15 protein-coding genes are annotated in these 20,192 nt (G+C 55.1%); 8 read left to right on the top strand and 7 right to left on the bottom strand.

Annotated elements, in window-relative coordinates:
* The first annotated feature begins 330 nt into the window (after window positions 1-330).
* On the top strand, window positions 331-2,232 hold the full coding sequence (locus CZ787_RS09675) for a sensor histidine kinase (RefSeq protein ID WP_087108600.1): 1,902 nt from the start codon (window positions 331-333) through the stop codon (window positions 2,230-2,232).
* Entirely contained in the window at window positions 2,225-3,607 is a 1,383-nt protein-coding gene (locus tag CZ787_RS09670) for a sigma-54-dependent transcriptional regulator (RefSeq protein ID WP_087108598.1), read from the top strand. Before CZ787_RS09675 ends, CZ787_RS09670 begins: the two co-directional genes overlap by 8 nt.
* Here CZ787_RS09670 and CZ787_RS09665 read toward each other — a convergent pair.
* The 3 genes from CZ787_RS09665 to CZ787_RS09655 all read right to left on the bottom strand — a co-directional run bounded on the left by CZ787_RS09665 (window position 3,583) and on the right by CZ787_RS09655 (window position 6,369).
* Entirely contained in the window at window positions 3,583-4,254 is a 672-nt protein-coding gene (locus CZ787_RS09665; protein WP_087108596.1) for a metal-dependent hydrolase, read from the bottom strand. The two genes, CZ787_RS09670 and CZ787_RS09665, sit on opposite strands and share 25 nt — an antisense overlap.
* Before the next feature lie 108 nt (window positions 4,255-4,362).
* Window positions 4,363-4,920: a gamma carbonic anhydrase family protein gene (locus CZ787_RS09660; protein WP_087108594.1), complete on the bottom strand. Its 558-nt coding sequence runs from the start codon at window positions 4,918-4,920 to the stop codon at window positions 4,363-4,365.
* Between the two features lie 108 nt (window positions 4,921-5,028).
* A complete protein-coding gene (locus tag CZ787_RS09655) occupies window positions 5,029-6,369 on the bottom strand; it encodes a sodium-dependent transporter (RefSeq protein WP_087108592.1) in 1,341 nt (446 codons plus the stop codon).
* Between the two features lie 157 nt (window positions 6,370-6,526).
* Here CZ787_RS09655 and prlC point away from each other — a divergent pair, with 157 nt between their 5' ends.
* Window positions 6,527-8,575 (top strand): oligopeptidase A, encoded by a 2,049-nt coding sequence (gene prlC / locus CZ787_RS09650; RefSeq protein WP_087108604.1) that lies wholly within the window; start codon window positions 6,527-6,529, stop codon window positions 8,573-8,575.
* Between the two features lie 62 nt (window positions 8,576-8,637).
* The gene (locus CZ787_RS09645) at window positions 8,638-8,889 is read left to right on the top strand and encodes a YheV family putative zinc ribbon protein (protein WP_087108590.1); all 252 of its coding nucleotides are present in this window, start codon (window positions 8,638-8,640) and stop codon (window positions 8,887-8,889) included.
* 251 nt (window positions 8,890-9,140) lie between these two features.
* On the opposite strand, the gene CZ787_RS09640 is transcribed toward CZ787_RS09645, so the two are convergent.
* A complete protein-coding gene (locus CZ787_RS09640) occupies window positions 9,141-9,668 on the bottom strand; it encodes a YgjV family protein (RefSeq protein ID WP_087108588.1) in 528 nt (175 codons plus the stop codon).
* Window positions 9,669-10,119: 451 nt separating this feature from the next.
* On the opposite strand from CZ787_RS09640, the gene CZ787_RS09635 reads away from it, so the two are divergent.
* From CZ787_RS09635 to CZ787_RS09625, 3 genes are all read left to right on the top strand, one after another.
* Window positions 10,120-11,091, top strand: coding sequence for a LysR family transcriptional regulator (locus CZ787_RS09635; RefSeq protein WP_087108586.1), 972 nt, complete (start codon window positions 10,120-10,122; stop codon window positions 11,089-11,091).
* A 412-nt stretch (window positions 11,092-11,503) separates the two neighbouring features.
* Window positions 11,504-12,484: a TAXI family TRAP transporter solute-binding subunit gene (locus tag CZ787_RS09630; RefSeq protein WP_087108584.1), complete on the top strand. Its 981-nt coding sequence runs from the start codon at window positions 11,504-11,506 to the stop codon at window positions 12,482-12,484.
* A gap of 99 nt (window positions 12,485-12,583) precedes the next feature.
* Window positions 12,584-14,794, top strand: coding sequence for a TRAP transporter permease (locus CZ787_RS09625; RefSeq protein ID WP_087108582.1), 2,211 nt, complete (start codon window positions 12,584-12,586; stop codon window positions 14,792-14,794).
* Window positions 14,795-14,898: 104 nt separating this feature from the next.
* Here the strand turns inward: CZ787_RS09625 and metF are convergent, their stop codons facing one another.
* Window positions 14,899-15,741, bottom strand: coding sequence for a methylenetetrahydrofolate reductase [NAD(P)H] (gene metF, locus CZ787_RS09620; RefSeq protein WP_087108580.1), 843 nt, complete (start codon window positions 15,739-15,741; stop codon window positions 14,899-14,901).
* A gap of 147 nt (window positions 15,742-15,888) precedes the next feature.
* Between metF and CZ787_RS09615 the strand changes: the two genes are divergently transcribed.
* Window positions 15,889-16,824: an AEC family transporter gene (locus CZ787_RS09615; protein ID WP_087108579.1), complete on the top strand. Its 936-nt coding sequence runs from the start codon at window positions 15,889-15,891 to the stop codon at window positions 16,822-16,824.
* On the opposite strand, the gene ligB is transcribed toward CZ787_RS09615, so the two are convergent.
* Both ligB and metK read right to left on the bottom strand, forming a co-directional pair.
* Window positions 16,821-18,521: an NAD-dependent DNA ligase LigB gene (gene ligB, locus CZ787_RS09610; RefSeq protein WP_254908604.1), complete on the bottom strand. Its 1,701-nt coding sequence runs from the start codon at window positions 18,519-18,521 to the stop codon at window positions 16,821-16,823. The two genes, CZ787_RS09615 and ligB, sit on opposite strands and share 4 nt — an antisense overlap.
* A gap of 109 nt (window positions 18,522-18,630) precedes the next feature.
* Complete coding sequence (metK, locus tag CZ787_RS09605) at window positions 18,631-19,851, bottom strand: methionine adenosyltransferase (protein ID WP_087108577.1); 1,221 nt, start codon at window positions 19,849-19,851, stop codon at window positions 18,631-18,633.
* Between the last annotated feature and the right edge of the window lie 341 nt (window positions 19,852-20,192).

The raw sequence follows: 20,192 nt of genomic DNA, 5'->3' as shown, positions 1-20,192 counted from the left end.
CACCGCTGGTAACGCTGGGCGTCCCCGGCAGCGGATGCGTACTTTACGGATTCGCCGGGCGTTTGGCAAGGGGCTGGGTGAAATATATCTGAAATAATGCCATATCGTCATAATGCAGGGTAACTGCTCGCTCTTCAGGAGGCCTTCCTGACTCCAGCAACACTGCTATCAATGTGTATTAGTAGCCCAGAGGGCTAGCTTGAGGCACGGCGATCTCCTGCCTTATGATTGGTCATACCTATTAATGGATGCCTAGCGGATGATATTCCCCCACCTCGCCAACAGCGGGCAGCACGTGCGCTACGCCGCGCCCGTGGTAAGTAGCAGCGTATGAAGCCTCGCCGCTGGAAAGGTATATGGCTTGTTGCCATCACTCTAGGCCTTATACTCGTCATGTGGCAAGCCGCCCACTTGGCGCGCGAGCAAGCCATCTCTACCCTTCAGGAAGACGCCGAAAACGAGCTGCGCCTTTCTGTCGCCAATCTTAATGGCTATCTACTCCGCTACGACTATTTACCCCAAATGCTCGCGACGCGTGAAGGTGTCCAGCGCTTTTTGGCCTCTCCGGAAACCCAGAACGCCATGCCGCTTAACCTGCTGCTGGATCGTTTCCGCTTTACCGCAGGCGTTTCTGACGTTTACCTGCTCGACCGCGACGCCAACACGATTGCCGCCAGCAACTGGCATCGTCCCAATACGTTTTTAGGTCATAACTACGCATTTCGCAGCTACTACACAGAAGCCATCGCCGGACGGCAAGGGCGGTTTTATGGACTAGGGACCCAGTCACTGGAACGGGGCTACTTCTTCTCGGCGCCGGTATGGCTGGATGATACTTCGCCAGATGCACAACCCTCCGGTGTTATCGTCATCAAGGTGTTATTGGATGAAGTTGAAGAGGGCTGGGCTGAGCAAGATGCTGAGCTACTGGTGACCGATAATGACAATATTATCTTTATGGCCAGCCGCCCCGAGCTGCGCATGAATGCTCTCTATGCGCTTAGTGATGAACAACGTCAAACGCTTCGTGACACACGCCGCTACGCCATTGAACCACTATCTCCTTCAGGCATTAATATTGATGCACCTTATGGGCCAGACAGCGCACTGGTTAGTTTTTCTCAGGGCCCGCTTAGTAGCAGCCGTTATTTAAGCCTGACACGCCCCGTGGTGGAGTTTGGCTGGCACATGCATATTCTCAAGCCCTTAACACCCGTTGTCCGCGCTCAGTGGATCGCCGCACTTATGGCGGGTGGGCTTTACGGAATGATTGTACTTGGCGGCGGCATTGGCTGGCAGCGCCTGCGCTTGCGTCGTGAGCGCGAAGCGTTTGCTGAACGCGAACGGCACACCCTTGCTCTGGTGCGTGATGAGCTGGAAGCCAGCGTCGAGCGTCGCACTCACGACTTGGTGGCCAGCAACCAGCGCCTTTCCAATGAAATCGAAGAGCGTCGCCGCGCAGAAGCCAACCTGCGTCAAACTCAGGATGAACTCATCCAGGCCGCCAAACTGGCAGTCCTTGGCCAATTGGCAGCGGGCATCAATCACGAACTGAACCAGCCGCTGGCAGCCATTCGGGCCTATGGCGAAAATGCCCGGCGCTTTTTAACGCTTTCCCGAGTAGATCAAGCGGACGCAAATCTTGAGCAAATCGTTGATCTCACCAAGCGCATGGCCGATATCAGCGCACAGCTTCGTCAATTCTCGCGTAAAAGCAGTGAGCGACAGGAAACCATCTCTGTGCAGGCTTGCATCGAATATGCACTTCGCTTGTTCCAGGGTCGCCTGCGCGACGGGCATGTTACCGTTGAACAGCATTGGCCCAAGGAGACGCTGTGGGTAACGGGCGATCTGGTACGCTTGGAGCAAGTACTGGTCAACCTGATTAGCAATGCCCTGCACGCCATGCAAGAGACCTCAGAACCTCGGCTTATCTTGAGTGCGGCGCTGAACGAAAAGCAGGTCACCATTAACGTTATGGATAACGGCCTCGGCATTGGCGACCAGCACCTAACACAAATCTTTGAACCCTTTTTTTCCACCAAAGCACCGGGAAGCGGATTGGGGCTGGGGCTTTCCATCTCGTCGCGTATCATGGATGACTTGGGTGGCAAGTTGCAGGCCGTCAATCGCGATCCGACAGGCGCCTGCTTTATTATTTCACTACCTTTCACGCCGCCGATACACGCGCCTGTACCCTCGACTCAACAAGAGAACAATAGCCATGCATGAACCGTCGACACTGCCGGTCATGGTGATCGACGATGAGCCCCATCTGCGCATTACCGCCAGCCAAACCCTAGAGCTTGCCGGCTACACGCCCACCTGCTTTGCGTCAGCCGAGCAAGCCCTGGCGGCGCTACCCGCAGAGTTTCCTGGCGTGATTGTCAGCGACATCCGCATGCCTGGCATGGGAGGGATGGAGCTTCTGCATGAACTGCATCGTCGCGACCCTACCCTACCGATTATTCTGATTACCGGGCATGGCGATATTTCCACGGCGGTAGAAGCCATGCGTGCAGGCGCATGGGACTTCCTGGAGAAGCCATTTGCTGGCGACCAGCTACTCGATGTTGTGCGCCGCGGCATTGAAAAGCGCCAGCTTAGCCTCGAAAACAATCGTCTTAAGGCCGAATTGGAAGTACAGCGGGCTGCCCTTGGCCCGCGCCTGGTGGGGCGCACGGCGGTTATTTCTCGCTTGGCTGCGATGATTCAGCGTATTAGTCAGGTAGAAGCCGATGTGCTGCTGTTTGGCGAAACAGGGACAGGCAAGGACCTCGTGGCCCGGGCCATTCATGAACGCAGCGCTCGACGCAACAACCCCTTTATGGCAATCAACTGCGGTGCCGTGCCGGAAAACACCATTGAGTCTGAGCTGTTTGGGCATGAAAAAGGGGCTTTTACCGGCGCGATTGAACGCAGAATTGGTAAGCTTGAGCACGCTAACGGCGGTACTGTTTTCCTCGATGAGATTGAGTCGATGCCACTGGCTCTTCAGGTCAAACTACTGCGCGTCCTGCAAGAGCGCAGCATCGAACGGCTCGGTGCCAATGAAGCAGTCACGCTCGACATTCGGGTGATTACCGCCACCAAGGTGGATCTTAAAGTTGCCGCTGAAGAGGGGGGCTTCCGTGAAGACCTCTACTACCGGCTGAATGTTGTCACGCTGGCGTTACCCGCGCTGCGCGAACGGCGTGAGGATATCCCGCTTCTGTTTCAGCACTTTGCCGTCATTGCCGCCAATCGTAGCGGCCTGGAAGCTCCCACCCTGAATAGCCACGGTATCGCCGCACTGCTGGCCCATGACTGGCCTGGCAACGTGCGTGAACTACGCAACCTTGCTGAGCGCTACGTGCTACTTGGCGCAGCATTTGATTACCGCCTGGATATGTTGCTGGAAGGGGTAGCCACCGACACGCCAGAACCCACGTTACCGCGCCAGGTAGAGCTGTTTGAAAAGAGCCTGATTAGCCAATCGCTTGCCCGCCACCATGGCCGAGTCACCGATGTCTGCCGCCACCTGGGCATTCCGCGTAAAACGTTTTACGACAAGCTGAAAAAGCATGGCTTACAGGCCGACGATTACCGCCACAGCAGTGACCCCTGATGAAATAGCTCCATCAAGTCCGACCAGGGCGGCATCCAGGGAAGCAGCGTCAAGGTGGCAATCAGCATTAATAGGTTGGAAATGGGCCGACGGCTATCGCCGAGTTTGAGCGCAGTACCGAACGAGCGCTTAAGCCGCGCGCCCTCCAAATCCACGCTATACATCTCATCCAGCACCAGATGAATAATAAACCCCAGCAGCACGGCCATACCGTGTGTCCACGCTAACCCCGCAGGCTGAACAAGCAGATGAAAACTCAGCGCAGCCGTTAATAGCGAACATAGCCCGGCCGCCATCAGCGAGTGCCAAATGCCACGGTGAACCGTCAGTTTTGAGAACAGTATTCCCGCCAAATACCGCACCGAGAAATAAATACCGCCGCAAGCTACCAGCAACATGCCTGGCGTCAGCCATGACTCCAGCAACATTACGCCCACCACCAATGATGGCACGGAAAGAATATTAAAAATCAAACGGATAGAGCGTGATCGGTCAGCATCAATATCGGGCAAAATGCCGCCAAAGGCGACCAACGCCACGATTAGCATGGCTTGAGAATAAGGCCACCACTGGGCTTGCCAACCCGCGTACGCCATTAACATGCCGCCCGCAGTCGCTACCGTCATATGCGTGCGAAAGTTCGCCATGTTATCGCGGCATCCTGAAAAAACTGGATAAATTACCAGATTTTTTAAGATTACAACATGGCTAGTTCAGAAAAAAGGACGGCAAGCCAATATGTTAGCTGAACTTAATCATAAGCAGGCTTCGGCTAAAAATTGATCCTTAAGTTTTACGTAGTTACCTGCGGTATAGGGGAAGAAGGCCCGCTCTTTTTCTTTTAAGGGGCGTAGCGCCTTGGCAGGATTACCGGCGTAAACATAGCCACTCTCCAAGTGCTTACCGGGCGTGACCACAGCCCCAGCGGCAATGATCACTTCATCGTCAACCACCGCGCCGTCCATCACGATAGCGCCCATACCAACCAAAATACGGTTGCCCAGCGTACAGCCATGCAAAATGGCTTTATGGCCAATCGTCACATCTTCGCCAATCGTGAGTGGAAAGCCCTCCGGGTTAAACTCACTAGCGTGAGTAATATGCAGCACGCTGCCATCCTGCACGCTGGTACGAGCGCCAATACGAATCCGGTGCATATCGCCACGAATCACCGTCATTGGCCATACCGAACAGTCATTGCCCAGCTCAACGTCACCAATGACCACGCTTGCTGGGTCGATATACACGCGCTCGCCCAAGCGGGGCAAATGGCCTTTAAACTCTCTTAGCGCACTGCTCGCTGCCTCTTTCATTGCACTCTCCTAAAGAGCCTATTTCCAAGTACGTATTTCAAGTACCTGTTCCAAGTACATACTGCTCTATTGATGGCGGATATATCCATTCTCACAAGCGGCATAGCGCTATAAAAGCCCACCCAGCAAGACGATAAACGTCAGCGGAATCGAGACCCAGCGCACAATATTGCGCCATAGCAGGTAGCCACTTTCCCCGGCGCCTAACGCTTTCATTACTCTCTTCTGCGGCATTATCCAGGCGGCAAACGTGGCAATCATCAAGCCACCCAAGGGCAAAAATATGTCTGGTGGAATGCTGCTGACCAATTCAAAGATATTGCGCCCAAAGAGTGGTTGGAACTCCGCCAGGGTTGAGAAAGAGAACGCCGACAACAATCCCATGAGCCAAACGCTTAGCGCGATGATCGCCGTTGCCATACTGCGCCGAAGCCCAAGCCCCTGCAGCGTCGCGACCATGGGCTCTGCCAGATTAATGGCCGATGTCCAGGTAGCGAGCAGTAACAGCAGGAAAAACACGCTTAGCCAGAACGCGCCGCCGGGCAACTCAGAAAAGGCTATCGGCAAGGTTACAAACATCAGGCCCGGGCCCTCAGCCGGGTCCATCCCTTGGGCAAACACCACCGAGAAAATCGCGATACCCGCCAGCAACGCCACGCTAATATCCAGTACGGCAACGGCAAACGCCGCTTTAGGCAGGCTCTGCTCTTCCGGCATATAGGCGCCATACGCCATAAGCGCGCAGGCCCCTACTGCCAGAGTGAAAAATGCATGGCCCATGGCATGCAGCACTACGGTAGGTGTGATTGCCTCAAAGGAGGGTAAAAACAGCCACATCAACGCCGTGGAGAAGCCCTCGGTGGTGGCAGCGTATCCGGCCAACAGCAACAGCAGCACGTACAGCAGCGGCATGAGTAGATTGTTAAGCCGCTCAAGCCCCTTGGCCACGCCAGCCGCCACCACGGTCATGGTCATAAACAAAAACAGAGAGTGATTGAAAATCAAAAGCCCAGGGCTTGCTAAAAATGCATCGAAACCAGCGCCAATCTCAGCCGCTGTTGCCCCGTTAAATTGCCCGTTGATTGAGGCCACCAAAAACTCGATCGACCAGCCAGACACCACTGAATAGAAGGACAAAATACAAAAAACAGTAAACGCCCCAAAGAGCCCGAGCCAACGCCAATGCTTGGAGGCCCCTGCTTCAGCAGCCAGTGTACCCAATGCCTGTAACGGGCCACGTCGCCCAGCTCGGCCAATGAGAATTTCAGCCATCATGACGGGGATACCCAGCAGCAACACAAACGCCACGTAAATTAATAAAAACGCCGCCCCGCCATTTTCACCCGCCACATAAGGGAAGCGCCAGATGTTGCCCAGCCCCACCGCAGCACCCGATATTGCCAGGATAAAGGCCCGCTTAGACCCCCAGCGCTCCAGCGTCTCGCTCATTGTTGACTCCTGCCATCGTGGGCACTAAAAGGCGGCAAGACTAGCAGGCGCCTGCCAAGAGACCAAACCTTGCCATTGAAACAGCGCTCCTGTGCCCACACTGTTTAGCTATTATTATGCGTTTTTGCACTCATTAACGCTGCCAACTGAGGTGCTTATGACCCACAATCCGCTGCTTGAAACGCACAAGCTTCCCCCTTTCGCTGAAATGCGTGCCGAGCATGTGGTGCCCGCGGTGGAAGCGCTTTTAAGTGAGAACCGTGAAACGATTGACCGCTTGGCCCAGCAGGCCGCAGAAACACCGCCCACGTGGGAGAGCTTCGCCGTTCCTCTGGAAGCGGTAAGCGATAGACTCTCCCAAGCATGGTCGCCGGTGTCACACTTAAATAGCACGATGAACACGCCTGAGCTGCGCGAAGCTTACCAAACCTGCCTGGAACAGCTTTCCGTCTTTGGCACGTGGGTCGGCCAGCACGAAGGGCTTTTCCACAGCTGGCAAGCGCTCAAGGAGAGTGACGACTGGAGCGCGCTGGATGCCGCACAGCAGCGCACCATTAATAATGCACTGCGCGACTTCCGCCTCGCCGGGGTCGACCTGTCGGCTGACAAGAAAGCCCGCTACGGTGACATTCAGTCGCGCCTTTCAACGCTCTCCAATCAATACTCAAATAATGTGCTGGATGCCACCCAGGCATGGCACAAGGACCTCAATAGTGAAGAGGAGCTCGCTGGGCTGCCTTCCAGCGCGCTCGACACCTTGAAAGCGGCTGCTGAAGCCAAGGGTGTTTCGGGCTATCGGATTACGCTGGATTTCCCAAGCTTCTTCCCCGTCGTTAGCTACGCCGAAAACCGCGAGCTGCGCCGCGAGGTGTATACCGCGTTTGTCACCCGCGCCTCAGACCAAGGCCCTGATGCGGGCACGTTTGATAACGCTCCGTTGATGGAGGAGATCCTGGCGCTACGCCAGGAACTGGCGAAGCTGCTGGGGTTCAACACCTATGCTGACTTTTCACTGACCACCAAGATGGCGGACTCTCCCGAGCAGGTGCTCGATTTTCTGGGTGACTTGGCCCGTCGCGCCGTCCCTCAAGCGAAAGAGGAGTTTGCCGAGCTAAGCGCTTACGCGCGCGACGAGCTGGGCATTGATGCGCTGGAGCCGTGGGATATTGCTTACGTTAGCGAAAAGCTGCGTGAAGCGCGCCATGCCATTTCCCAAGAGCAGCTACGCCCCTATTTTCCTGCACCACACGTGATTAACGGTCTCTTTCAAGTGGTTGAGCGGCTCTATGGCGTGCAGGTAGAAGAAGATAGTGAGGCACCGAGCTACCATAGCGATGTGCGCTATTTCCGTATTACCGAGCATGGCCAGCCCATTGCTGGGTTCTACCTTGATCTCTACGCTCGGGAAGGCAAGCGCGGCGGTGCCTGGATGGCCGACTGTCGAGTACGCCGCCAAACTGAGCATGGTATTCAGCTGCCGGTGGCTTTTTTAACCTGTAATTTTACGGCGCCCATCGGTGGCAAGCCTGCCCTGCTTACCCACGATGAAGTGACGACCCTGTTCCATGAATTTGGACACGGCCTTCACCATATGCTGACCAAGCAGCATATCGCCGACATTTCAGGTATCAACGGCGTTGCCTGGGATGCGGTGGAACTGCCCAGCCAGTTTATGGAGAACTACTGCTGGGAGCGTGAAGGGCTTAACCTGCTGGCCAAGCACGTAGAAACCGGGGAAGCCTTACCGGCTGAGCTGCTTGAACGCCTTCAGGCGGCCAAAAACTTCCAGTCCGCGATGGGTATGGTTCGCCAGCTCGAATTCTCGATCTTTGACCTGCGTTTACACCATGAATTAAGTGCGCCCAGCGCCAGCGATATTCAAACGCTGTTGGATGATGTACGCAGCGCTACTTCTGTCGTACCGGCGGCGCCCTTCAATCGCTTCCAAAACAGCTTTTCGCATATTTTTGCTGGCGGCTATGCGGCGGGGTACTACAGCTACAAATGGGCCGAAGTACTCTCTGCGGATGCCTGGAGCGCCTTTGAGGAGGCAGGTATTTTTGATGCCGCAACCGGACAACGCTTCCGCCACCAGATTCTGGAACAAGGCGGGGCACGCGATGCCGTAGAGCTATTTGTGGCCTTCCGTGGCCGCGAGCCAAGTGTCGAGCCCCTATTGCGCCATAGCGGTATACGTGCGGCCTAACCGCTTATTGAACTCAGCACAGTGCCTATTATTTCATTGGTACTGTGCGTTTGGAGAACGCCATGTCGACCGTTAAACGCTTTATTGCGGGTGTTATCTGCCCACGCTGCGCCGCAATGGACCGTGTTCGTGCCTGGGAGCAAAACGGTATTCGCTATCGCGAGTGCGTGAGCTGTGATTTTTTTGAGCAATTGCCCATTGAAGATAACGACTCACCTGAGCTAACGACCCGGGTGAACCGGACGCGGGAGGAGCAACGAAGTCAGGACATCCAGCCGGTACGGATTCTTGATCCTGGTAAGCCAGACACCTAAGCAATTATTCAGAGGGCCTTGTGCCCTCCTCTTTTTGCGTATCTGCCCTCCAAAAAAACGGTATCAGGAAAATCTGGTTGATGAGATACGTTCACCCGCCAACCTGATACGACCTTTAGATGGTCGATAGATCGACCCTGTCGTTAGCTCCTTGGCGAAGCTTGATAGTCCGTATCCGGTAGTTTTGTAGAACGGAGACTTTCATGGTTGGAATCAAACCTTCTTCTTGTGCATGGTATTCGGACTAGATTCTAGTCGACGACTTCTGGATATCGATGTTTTGCTCGATAGAGTCGATAAATAGTAATTGCATTGGTTACGACTACGAGGACTTCAGCCAGTGTCCCACCCACCGAGCCGACCAGAATATGACTGAATGTCCATGCTAATGCCGCCAGTCCCAGAAAAACACGCATAGGAATGCCTCGGAAAAGAAACATACCCATCGTGCCCAGCGCCATTGCTACAATAGCAGGCAGGTCTGCCCAGCTTTGCCAAGTGAATGCAGATACAATGGCACTTACTGCCAATATTATTGCCATTACCGATTTACTGCCAGGATAGCGGCGTGCAAATGCGATGCGAGCAATGACCAGTAATGACAACGCTGCGGCCGTAAGGCTTCCGAGAATCATGAACTGTAATGAAAAAGCTACGTTAGCAGAGAGCAGAAGCACCAATAACCGATCATCCTGCTTATTGGAAAAGGCCATGATACAGAGTGCCAATGACAAGAGGCCAAAAAACTGACCTGCCATTGTGCTATAACTTTCAAGCATATAGCTGTATGCTCCTGTAACTCATTCGATAACTGGAAGGGTTTCTTCCAACCTACCCCTTCAAGTGCTTTTTGGGGCAACAGTAACGTTCCCGGCGGCCATGTCCCAGAAACCGAAGGGATGCCCTTGGCTGACATCACACTGATTGCCACGATTTCTTAAGGCGTCGTATCATCGCTCGGATAACCTGTCTCCTTGCCTGCCGCCGGTCCTTCTCCACCTGTTCAAGATTGATGCCTCCCCGTCCATCTCGGTATCTTGGCGCGATAGCATCGTCCATACGATTTGATCGACTGCTGCCATATAAATGATGCATCTCCCTAGGATCGATCATGTCTTAAACCTCCCAAGTTCTGCCCATTCTCCCGTGATGCTGGGAGGTTGCATAAGCTCGGGGATATGCTAACTTCTTACATGACTGCAAACTATTCCATATAAGTGCATATAGACTTTGCAAAAACGAACAGTAAAGCAGGCCAGCCAACTTCACTCGAATGCTGAGAAGACGCGCAGTCATCTCGCGTGGAATGACTTTGAAGTTATCTTGGCCATTGCAACCGCCGGCTCTCTGTCTGGCGCAGCACGTGCGCTGAGGGTTAGCCATGCCACGGTGTTCCGGCGACTTGGTGATATCGAGCGGCGTCTGGGCGTCATTCTGTTCGAGAGGAGCCGTGCCGGTTATCGGCCGACCTTGGCAGGAGAGGAACTCGCCGACACGGCCAGAATCATGGAAGAGGCTGCCCTAACCGCCGAGCGCAAAGTCGCTGGCCGCGACCTGGAGCCCAGCGGAGAAATCTGGGTTACGACGACAGACTCTCTACTGATGGGGTTGTTGGCACCGATGTTTACGCAATTTCAACTCAGGTATCCTGGTATCATACTGGATGTTGCTGTCGCAAATCAGATGCTCAACCTGACTCGCCGGGAAGCCGATGTTGCCATCCGCCCTTCAAATCACCCTCCTGAGAACCTCATCGGTCGGCGGCTGACTACCATCGGCCAGGCCGTCTACGGCCATCGTAGCCTTGGCCTGACCCCAGGTTTGCCCATTGATATTCTCACCAGCCAGCCTTGGATTGGTGCAGGGCCACGACTACAAGATTCCGTCCTGGATCAGTGGATGGGATACAACGAGCTGAAAGCTTCCAGTGTCTACCGGGTCGACACCTTGGTCAGTATACTCAGCACCGTTCGTTCAGGCATGGGACTGGCCGCTCTGCCCTGCTATCTAGCGGACGAAGACCCGGATATCATTCAACTCACCGACCCCATACCCGAACTATGCTATGACCTATGGCTACTAGTGCATCCGGATCTCCGGGGTGTGGTGAGGATTCATGCCCTGATGGATTTTCTGACAGAAGCCATTCGGGGGCAGGAGCAGCGTTTGGCTGGGCGATGGTTGAGCCAACCTAATAAATAAGCCATGTAACAGCCTTACGCCTTGGATTTACCCCATCAACCAGACAATCCGAAAGGTCATCGTCTAGCTCCACCCGCTGGTAGGCGGATATCACCCAGCTTTTCCGGATACCAAAGAAATAGCGTCACTGCTTCTCCTCATTGCTCCCGCCTCTATCTCCGATTAAGCCACAACCAACAGTGAGCGGAAAACCGCACACTGCTTATCACCCCGCGTGCGTATTACCAGACAGTTAGACGCCAAGGAGTTTCCACTAAAGTTGGAGGCACTAAAAGCAAGCATTTGTTTTTACTTAACTATCCTATTAATGGCACGGCAATCGCTCTTAAATGGTTGCTTAAATATTATTGTCACTGGAAAGCGGCTTCCGCTTGCCAGCCTATAATCCCAAGAACAGTTAAGGAAACATGCCATGCGCACCATGATGCCTAAAACTCTCGCCCTGCTTGCAGGTGGCGCGTTACTCGCTTCTGCCAGCGCCCATGCTGAGCGTGCTGACTGGCCCGAAAACTTTACCGTGGGCACCGCAAGCCAAGGCGGCACGTTTTTCGTTTACGGCTCTGGCTGGGCCAACTTTATTGCTGATGAATTAGGCGTTTCTGGCGGCGGTGAAGTAACGGGCGGCCCTACTCAAAACCTGGCGCTTGTTCATAGCGGCGATATGGCCTTTGGCTTAACCACCATGGGCCCCGCTTCTGATGCGGTTAACGGCAAAAGCCCGCTGGCACCAGGCATGGTGATGGATAACGTCTGTGCGCTGTTCCCGATGTATGAAACGCCGTTCTCGATTGCCGCGCTTTCAAGCTCAGGCATTGAGTCCATTTCAGACATTCCGGACGGTGCGCGTATTGGTTTTGGTCCCGCAGCGTCAACGTCTGACACCTATTTCCCAGCGATGCTGGAAACGTTGGGCGTGAACTTCGACCGCCGCAACGGCGGCTGGTCTGACCTTGGCGGTCAGCTGCAGGACGGCCTGTTGGACGTCATCGCTTTTGCAGCCGGCATCCCGATTCCTGCCGTTAGTCAGTTGGAAGTGCAAACGGATGTGAACATCATCGAGTTCAACGAAGATGAGCTTGCGACCGTACTGGACGCCTTCCCCGTGGCCGAATTCACTATTCCTGCCAGCACGTACTCAACGCTTGAGGAAGATGCTCGCGCAGTTTCCATGTGGAACTTTGCGATTGCTGGCTGTGATCTTCCGGAAGACTTCATCTACGAAGTCACCAAAGTGACCATGGAAAACAATGATCGTATGCGCTCTATTCACCGCAGTGCTGAAACCAGCATCCCGGAAAATATCGTACACAACAGCGTTCTACCCTTCCATCCAGGCGCTGCTCGTTGGTACGAAGAGAACGGCTACGAAATCTCTGAAGACCTAATCAACTAAAACTTTACGCATCATCTGGCTGCCCCGTACTGGTTTTCCAGTGCGGGGCAGCTTTGGCTATTGCTCCTTTTTTTGCTCCTGCTGTGAGGGTGAACTCTGATGAGTCCCACAACCCCCCAAACCTCTGATGACCTCAAGGATGATGTCCAGCTTGCTTCATCGCCTATCGTTGTTGCGGAGGGCGTCGATGAAGACATCGTTGAATCCAACCGCCGCTTATTTACTGGTTGGCAGTTTTTCCTGTTTGCCGGGCTAGCCATTGCCTACTCAAGTTTCCACTTGGTGTCACTCAACGTGTACCCCATGGAAACCTGGTCGTTTCGTATTGTTCATATCGCAGGGGCGCTGATTCTGGGCTACGGCCTGTTTGCGGGAGCTCGGTTTGCCGAAGATGGTCAGAACGCATCACCCGCTTGGCTAACATGGGTAGGCTACGCGCTGCTGATACCGGCCCTCTACGCGCTTGCTCAGGTTTTTTTGATGCAACAAACCCTGAGCGGTGGTGCGATGCGCATTGACCCAATCGTTGAAACCTGGCACTACGGTTATCCACTAATAGCAACGACCGTTGCCGCCATTGTGCTTTCATGGTTTTTCCGCCAGGCACGCGGCTCTTTTAACCCGGCCGATTTAGTCCTGATGGTGTGCGCCCTGGCCAGTGCCGGTTATTTACTGATCATGTACAACACACCTCTGCGTGCTTCAACGGGTACCTCCTTTGCGCCTATCGGGATTTCCTGGGCGGCGATTGCCGGGTCCCTGCTTATTCTGGAGCTTACCCGGCGAGTAGCGGGCCTTGCGCTGGTCATTATTTCACTCATCTTCCTGACATATGTCTTTGCCGGCCCTTATCTGCCCGGCTTCCTGGGTTATCCTGGCCTATCAATGCAGCGCTTTTTTAGCCAGCTGTATACCGACGCCGGTGTCCTAGGCCCCACCATCGCCGTCTCCTCGACGTACATTATTCTGTTCATTATTTTTGCCGCCTTCCTGCAAGCGTCAAAAGTAGGCGACTATTTTGTGAACTTCGCCTTTGCCGCTGCTGGGCGTGCCCGAGGAGGCCCTGCCAAAGTGTCTATTTTTGCCTCGGGCCTGATGGGCATGATCAACGGCACCTCCGCGGGTAACGTGGTATCGACCGGTTCACTGACCATTCCGCTGATGAAAAAGGTGGGTTACCCCGCACGTAGCGCGGGCGCTATTGAAGCGGCAGCCTCAACCGGCGGGCAAATCATGCCGCCGATTATGGGGGCAGGCGCCTTTATCATGGCGGAAGTCACGGGCATTCCCTATACCGACATCGCCATTGCGGCGCTGATCCCCGCGATTCTTTACTTCGCGTCTATCTACTTTATGGTGGATTTTGAAGCGGCCCGTAAAGGCATGCGTGGTATGCGTAAAGATGAGATTCCACGCTTCACTAAATTGGCCAAACAAGCCTACCTCTTTGCCCCCATCATTATCCTGATAGCCGCGCTGTTTATGGGCTATTCGGTGATTAGGGCAGGCACCTTGGCCACCGCCTCGGCCGCCGTTGTCAGCTGGATTTCACCCAACAAAATGGGCGTGACCGCCATTCTCAAGGCGCTGCAGCTGGCGGGCACCATGGCCATCCAGATCATCGCTGTCTGTGCCTGTGCGGGCTTAATCGTAGGGGTTATTTCGCTCACCGGTGTTGGCGCGCGCTTCTCCTCGCTGCTATTGGGACTGGCAGGTGTTAGCCAACTGCTGGCACTTATCTTTGCCATGCTGATCAGTATCTTGCTGGGCATGGGCATGCCGACCACGGCGGCCTACGCCGTCGCCGCATCGGTCGTGGCACCAGGGCTAATTAACATCGGTATTGAGCCGCTTATTGCCCACTTCTTCGTGTTCTACTTTGCGGTTGTATCGGCCATTACGCCGCCGGTGGCGCTGGCCTCTTACGCAGCAGCAGGTATTTCTGGCGATAACCCCATGGGCACGTCGGTGGCATCGTTCAAGATTGGTCTGGCGGCCTTTATCGTGCCGTTCATGTTCTTCTACAGCCCGGCCATGTTGATGGAAGGCTCTGCCATACAGATTCTGCGGGTGGGTGTTACCGCCACGCTGGGTATCATTCTGCTTTCGGGCATGGTGCAGGCCTGGTTCTTTGGCCCGGTGAATGTGCTCAAGCGGGTTATCATGTTGGTCGGTGCAATGTGCATGATCTATGGCGGTATCTACACCGATATCGTGGGCCTTGCGATTGGCGCCGGTCTCGTAATCATCCAGCGCAAGCAGTTTGGTGGCGGCAAGTCGGCCGACAAAGTGCAAGCGCCAGCGAGTTAGTAGCCCCGTTAACAAGTAAAACCAGTAAGTCATAACGTAAAACGCCCCGCTCAATTGAGCGGGGCGTTGTGTATGGTGCGATCTAAATCAACAGGCTATCGCAGTTAGCCCACCAGATTATCGACCACTTTTAGTACGGGAGCCGCCTGGTTAAGGGTATAGAAATGCAGCCCTGGCGCACCGCCATCCAAGAGACGCTGACAAAGACGGCTTACCGCCTCGGTGCCAAATTTGGCAATTGCTTCGCTGTCATCGCCATAGCTTTCCAGTTGCTTGCGCATCCAGCGAGGAATTTCCGCGCCACAGCTATCCGAAAACCGCGCCAGCTTGGTGTAGTTAGTGATCGGCATAATGCCGGGGATAATCGGCTGTTCAACGCCTAGTGCGCGCACTTTATCAACAAAGTTGAAGTAAGCATCGGCGGTGAAGAAGTATTGGGTGATCGCCATATCGGCGCCCGCCTTCATTTTACGCGCGAAGTTTTCGATATCTTTATCAAGGTTAGCTGCCTGAGGGTGGGACTCCGGGTAGGCCGCCACGGCAATATTAAAATGATCGCCCGTCTCGTCGCGAATAAACTCCACCAGCTCGTTGGCATAGCGTAGCTCGCCGATGCTGCCCATCCCGGAAGGCATATCACCACGCAGGGCGACCAGGCTGTTAATACCTTCTTCGCGGTACTGGGACAACAAATCGCGCAGTTGGGCTTTTTCACTGCCAATGCATGAAAGGTGCGGTGCGGTGGTAATGCCGTTCTGGCTAACCGTACGTACGGTGTCCCGCGTACGCGCTTGGGTGGAGCCGCCTGCGCCATAGGTCACAGAGAAAAACCGCGGATTACGAGTGGCCAGCTCATCGCGTACCAGCATCAGCTTGTCGCGCCCAGCATCAGTATTGGGCGGGAAGAATTCAAAGCTGATACCGAGCGGGTGCTGTTGGCTGCTCATGGGGTTTCCTCATACAGAACAATAAAATAAAGAGTGATATTTTGGTGTATTCTCGCTGTTCTACTGCGCCGCGGCTAATGAAAGATTCCACGTTTAGCCTTTAATTCGGCTCATGTTACCCACCCTTTTATGCCGTCAGGAGGGCATATGGAGCTATCACCCGGCGCGTTAATGGGCCCGCTACTCATGCTGCTAAGCTTTGTAGGCTTGGGCTGGATTGCCGCCCAACGATTAAAAATCGACCCAAGGCCCATTGCCACGCTGCTGGTTTATCTCATTGCGCCTTTAACCATCTTTCGCGCACTGATGAGTGGGGGGCCAACGCCTGAGTACCTGGTCTTAACGCTGTCGCTGTTTGTGCTGGTTAGCCTACTGGCGCTGCTGGTTCAGCGCGTGACGCAACACCGCTTTGGCCCGCAGGAAGGCGCGCTGCTGGCATTTTCATCAGGGACAGGCAACACCGGTTATTTCGGTTTACCGGTAGCGCTGATTCTCTTGCCTCCGGAAGGCGTAACGCTCTACCTGTTCTGCATGCTAGGCATCAATTTGTATGAATTTACCGTGGGGTTTTACTTAAGCGCCCGTGGCCACTTCTCGATTCGCCAAAGCCTGATCAAGATTTCACGCCTTCCGCTGATCTACACGTTTTTGCTAGCGCTACTGCTGAGTTCACTCAATGTTACGCTGCCTACGGCCTTGGCTAGCTCGCTGGATGTTTTTCCCGCGACCTATACGCTGCTGGGAATGATGATTATTGGTATGACGCTTAGCCGGGTAACGCTGGCTGCCTGGGATACGCGCTTTATCGCCGCCTGTGTAGGGCTTCGTTATATCGTTTGGCCAGCGGCTACCTTTGCCGCGGTCATGCTATTACAGATGCTTATGCCGGTGCCTGCAGAATTGGCCATGGCGATACTGCTATTAGGCGTGGTGCCCATGGCTTCTAACGTGGTGGTGGTCGCTATGGAGCTGGGTATCCAGCCGCAAAAAGGGGCGCTGGCGGTGCTGGTAACCACGCTGATGGCGCCGCTACTGATTCCTTTCTATCTGGGGCTCATGCTGCGCGCCACCGGGCTTGGTTAGGGTTGTGTTGTAAACCCCGCTACGTTCAACGCGCGAAGCTGCTCGGCCATGGCCTGCATTTGGGCATGGGAGAAAAAGGCGTCAAGCGCCTGGGCTCTGCCTGGACCGATGCCCGGCAGGGCTTCCCAGTTGCCTGGCTGATACATGCTCGCCACTTGCCAATCAGGCAGGCTGGTAGCGCCAGCAGGCGGCAACCCCAGCCCTTTTAACCAGGCATCATAGGGAGCGGCCTTGGCCGCCTGAAACTGCCGATAAAGCGAGTCGCTACGCGCCTCGCCAATTCCGTGCGCCTGGCGCAGCTGATCGGGTTCAAGTGATAACCAGGCCAGCAGATCCGGCACCAGCCCGGCCTCAAGTAACGCTTGCCAGGTGCCTTCGCCCACGCCTTGAAAACCCAACTGTTCGCCAAGGTAGGTGAGTCGCGCCAGCAGTTGGGACGTGCAGCCTGGACTATGCTGAAAACAGCTCAGCAAATGGTAGGTAGTCGCAGAGGGTGCTTCCACGACAGTGCGCTCTTGGGTTTGCCATACCACCTCTTCAAGCTGAGGGATGGTAAGCCCGGCCAGGGTTATGGCCACCTGGTCGCCGGGGCGTATATCCAGGTTTTCCCAGCGGTCGAGTGAGCCCAGCGATACGCGACTGATACGCCGACCTTCCAATTCAATCGGATAGAGCCAGATCAGTGGCGTGATACGCCCAGTTCGCCCAATGCGAAACTCCACGCCACGTACTTCTGCCAGCGCTTTCTGCAGTGGGTATTTCCAGGCAATCGCCCATTCTGGCGGGGCCGTGGACCAGCGCCGAATACCAGGACGTTCTGCCTGTTTAATCACTACGCCGTCGGTTGCAAACGGCAGCGCGCCGTTAAACCACGCCTCCCGCCAGTAAGCCGCATCCGATTCATCACTTAATAAATGCGTGTAGCGGGCAGTATCAAATCCAAGTGCACTCAGTTGCGCCAGCCGCTCAGTCATGTCGGTTGGCCCATCCGGCCAGCCCCATACAAACAGCCCGACCTGCGCCAGCACGTCCTGGGTTGGGCTTGCTTGCGCCATAGCCCCCGCCACGGCCCCGCGGGCCCCCGAACCAGACGTACGAGACTGAACATGTTCATCAAGCTGCCAATAAAGCTCGCCCTGAAAAATGGCTGAAATAGTGTCGGGCAGCGTATTAGGCACGCTGGGTAATTGTAAGGCACGGGCCGTCCAATCCTGCCCCTGCTGTCCATCCCCTCGGCTGACCGCTTCCACCAGCTCGCCTGCCTGATAGCGCAGCGTTACCGCCACGCCGTCCACCTTGGGCTGTATCCATAAATTTTCACGGCGACTGGTAAAGCGGCGCACGCCTGCTTCATCGGTTTTATCCAACCCTTGCTGGGCAGCCGGATGCTCAAGCGTACGACGGCTGGACGTTACCCGGGTAAGCGGTTGATGAGCAGTAGCGTCGTTTAGGCAGGCGCGCCAATCCTGGAGGCGGATAAGGGCCTGGTCGTAGAGCACATCATCAATCAACGAGATGCCCTCTTCATGATAGGCATGGTCCCATTGGGCGACTTGCGCGGCGAGCGCGAGAGTCTCCTGCTCAAGCCGTTCATTGGGCCACGTGGGGCAAGCCGCCATAGCCGTACTACTTGTCATGCCAAGCGCCACCATCAACAGCAACCCTCTCATGATTTTTTCCCAGCGTGCTGCCGGCATAACACTTTCCCCAAGTTGTTGTACTGCCTAGCCTAAAACACGCAGCATAAAAAAACGCCCCCTGGCAGAGCCAAAGGGGCGTTCTCTTACAAACCGCCTAGCGAATATCTTACAAACCAGCGGCCTTACGCAGCGCATCGGCTTTATCGGTCTTCTCCCAAGGGAAGGCGGTAAAGGTTTCAGTGTGCTGTTCGCCTTTATCGTCGCTCCAGGTGTAGCTGTGCTCGAACGGTGCCCGACCAAAGTGGCCGTAGGCAGCCGTCAGCTGATACATCGGGTGCAGCAGGTCGAGCATTTTGGTGATCGCATAGGGGCGCAGATCAAAGTGCTCGTTCACCAGCTCAACAATCCGGGCATCGTCAATTTTGCCGGTGCCGAAGGTATCGATAGCAACGGAGGTCGGCTCCGCTACACCAATCGCGTAGGAAATCTGAATCTCGCACTTATCGGCAAGACCTGCCGCCACCACGTTCTTGGCCACGTAACGGCCCGCATAGGCCGCACTACGGTCGACTTTTGAAGGGTCTTTGCCCGAGAACGCACCGCCGCCATGGCGCGCCATACCGCCGTAGGTGTCAACGATGATCTTGCGGCCGGTTAAGCCACAGTCACCTACCGGGCCACCAATCACAAATTTACCGGTTGGGTTGATGTGGTACTGGGTATTTTCATTGAGCCATTCAGCCGGAATCACCTGTTCTATGATTTCGCGCTTGACCATTTTACGCAGGTCTTCCTGATCAATCTCAGGGTCGTGCTGGGTGGAAAGCACCACCGCATCAACGCCACAGGGTTGGCCCTGTTCGTTATAGCGGAAGGTCACCTGGCTTTTGGCATCCGGGCGTAGCCACGGCAACAGACCGTTTTTGCGCAGTTCAGCCTGACGCTCAACCAAACGATGCGAGTAGTGGATCGGCGCAGGCATAAACGAATCGGTTTCGTTGGTCGCGTAACCAAACATCAGGCCCTGGTCACCAGCGCCCTGGTCTTCTGGCTTGGTACGGTCAACGCCCTGGGCAATTTCAACACTCTGCTTGCCGATCAGGTTAATCACGCCACATGTCGCGCCATCAAAGCCAACGTGGGAAGAGGTGTAACCGATGTCGGTAATCACGTCGCGTACCAGCGTTTCCAGATCCACCCACGCCGAGGTAGTAATTTCACCAGCGATAATTGCTACACCGGTTTTCACCATGGTTTCACAAGCAACCCGTGCCTGTTTATCCCGGGCAATAATAGCATCCAGCACCGCATCCGAAATCTGGTCGGCAATTTTATCGGGATGACCTTCGGAGACAGACTCCGAGGTAAACAGGGAATATTCGCTCATCGCGCTCTCGACCCTCTGTATGACAGCTGCTCACTACTCGCAGCATCAGCAGGAAATCACGGCAGGAGGTTCCCTGCCCATATAAGGAAGCGGCCTTACCAGGTTGACCACCGCTTCGGGAGGCAGAGTCTACACGCTGTTGGGAGTTCTTCCCAGAATGTGGCCTATAATTTGCCGCTACATTTGCCGCCGCATTTGCCGCAACAGGGGAAGTCAGCGACAATAGCGCCTTCATTATTTCCGTTTTCAGGCGAGGAGCACCCCCATGCCGTCCCGTTTTGAGCTGGCCAATGCCATTCGCGCCCTTTCCATGGATGCTGTTCAGAAGGCCAAGTCCGGCC

Origin of the sequence: Halomonas citrativorans (genome assembly GCF_900163645.1) — a bacterium.
Classification (GTDB): Bacteria; Pseudomonadota; Gammaproteobacteria; order Pseudomonadales; family Halomonadaceae; genus Vreelandella; species Vreelandella citrativorans.
The sequence above is the reverse complement of the archived record's forward strand: the minus strand, read 5'-3'. Positions and strand labels throughout refer to the sequence as shown.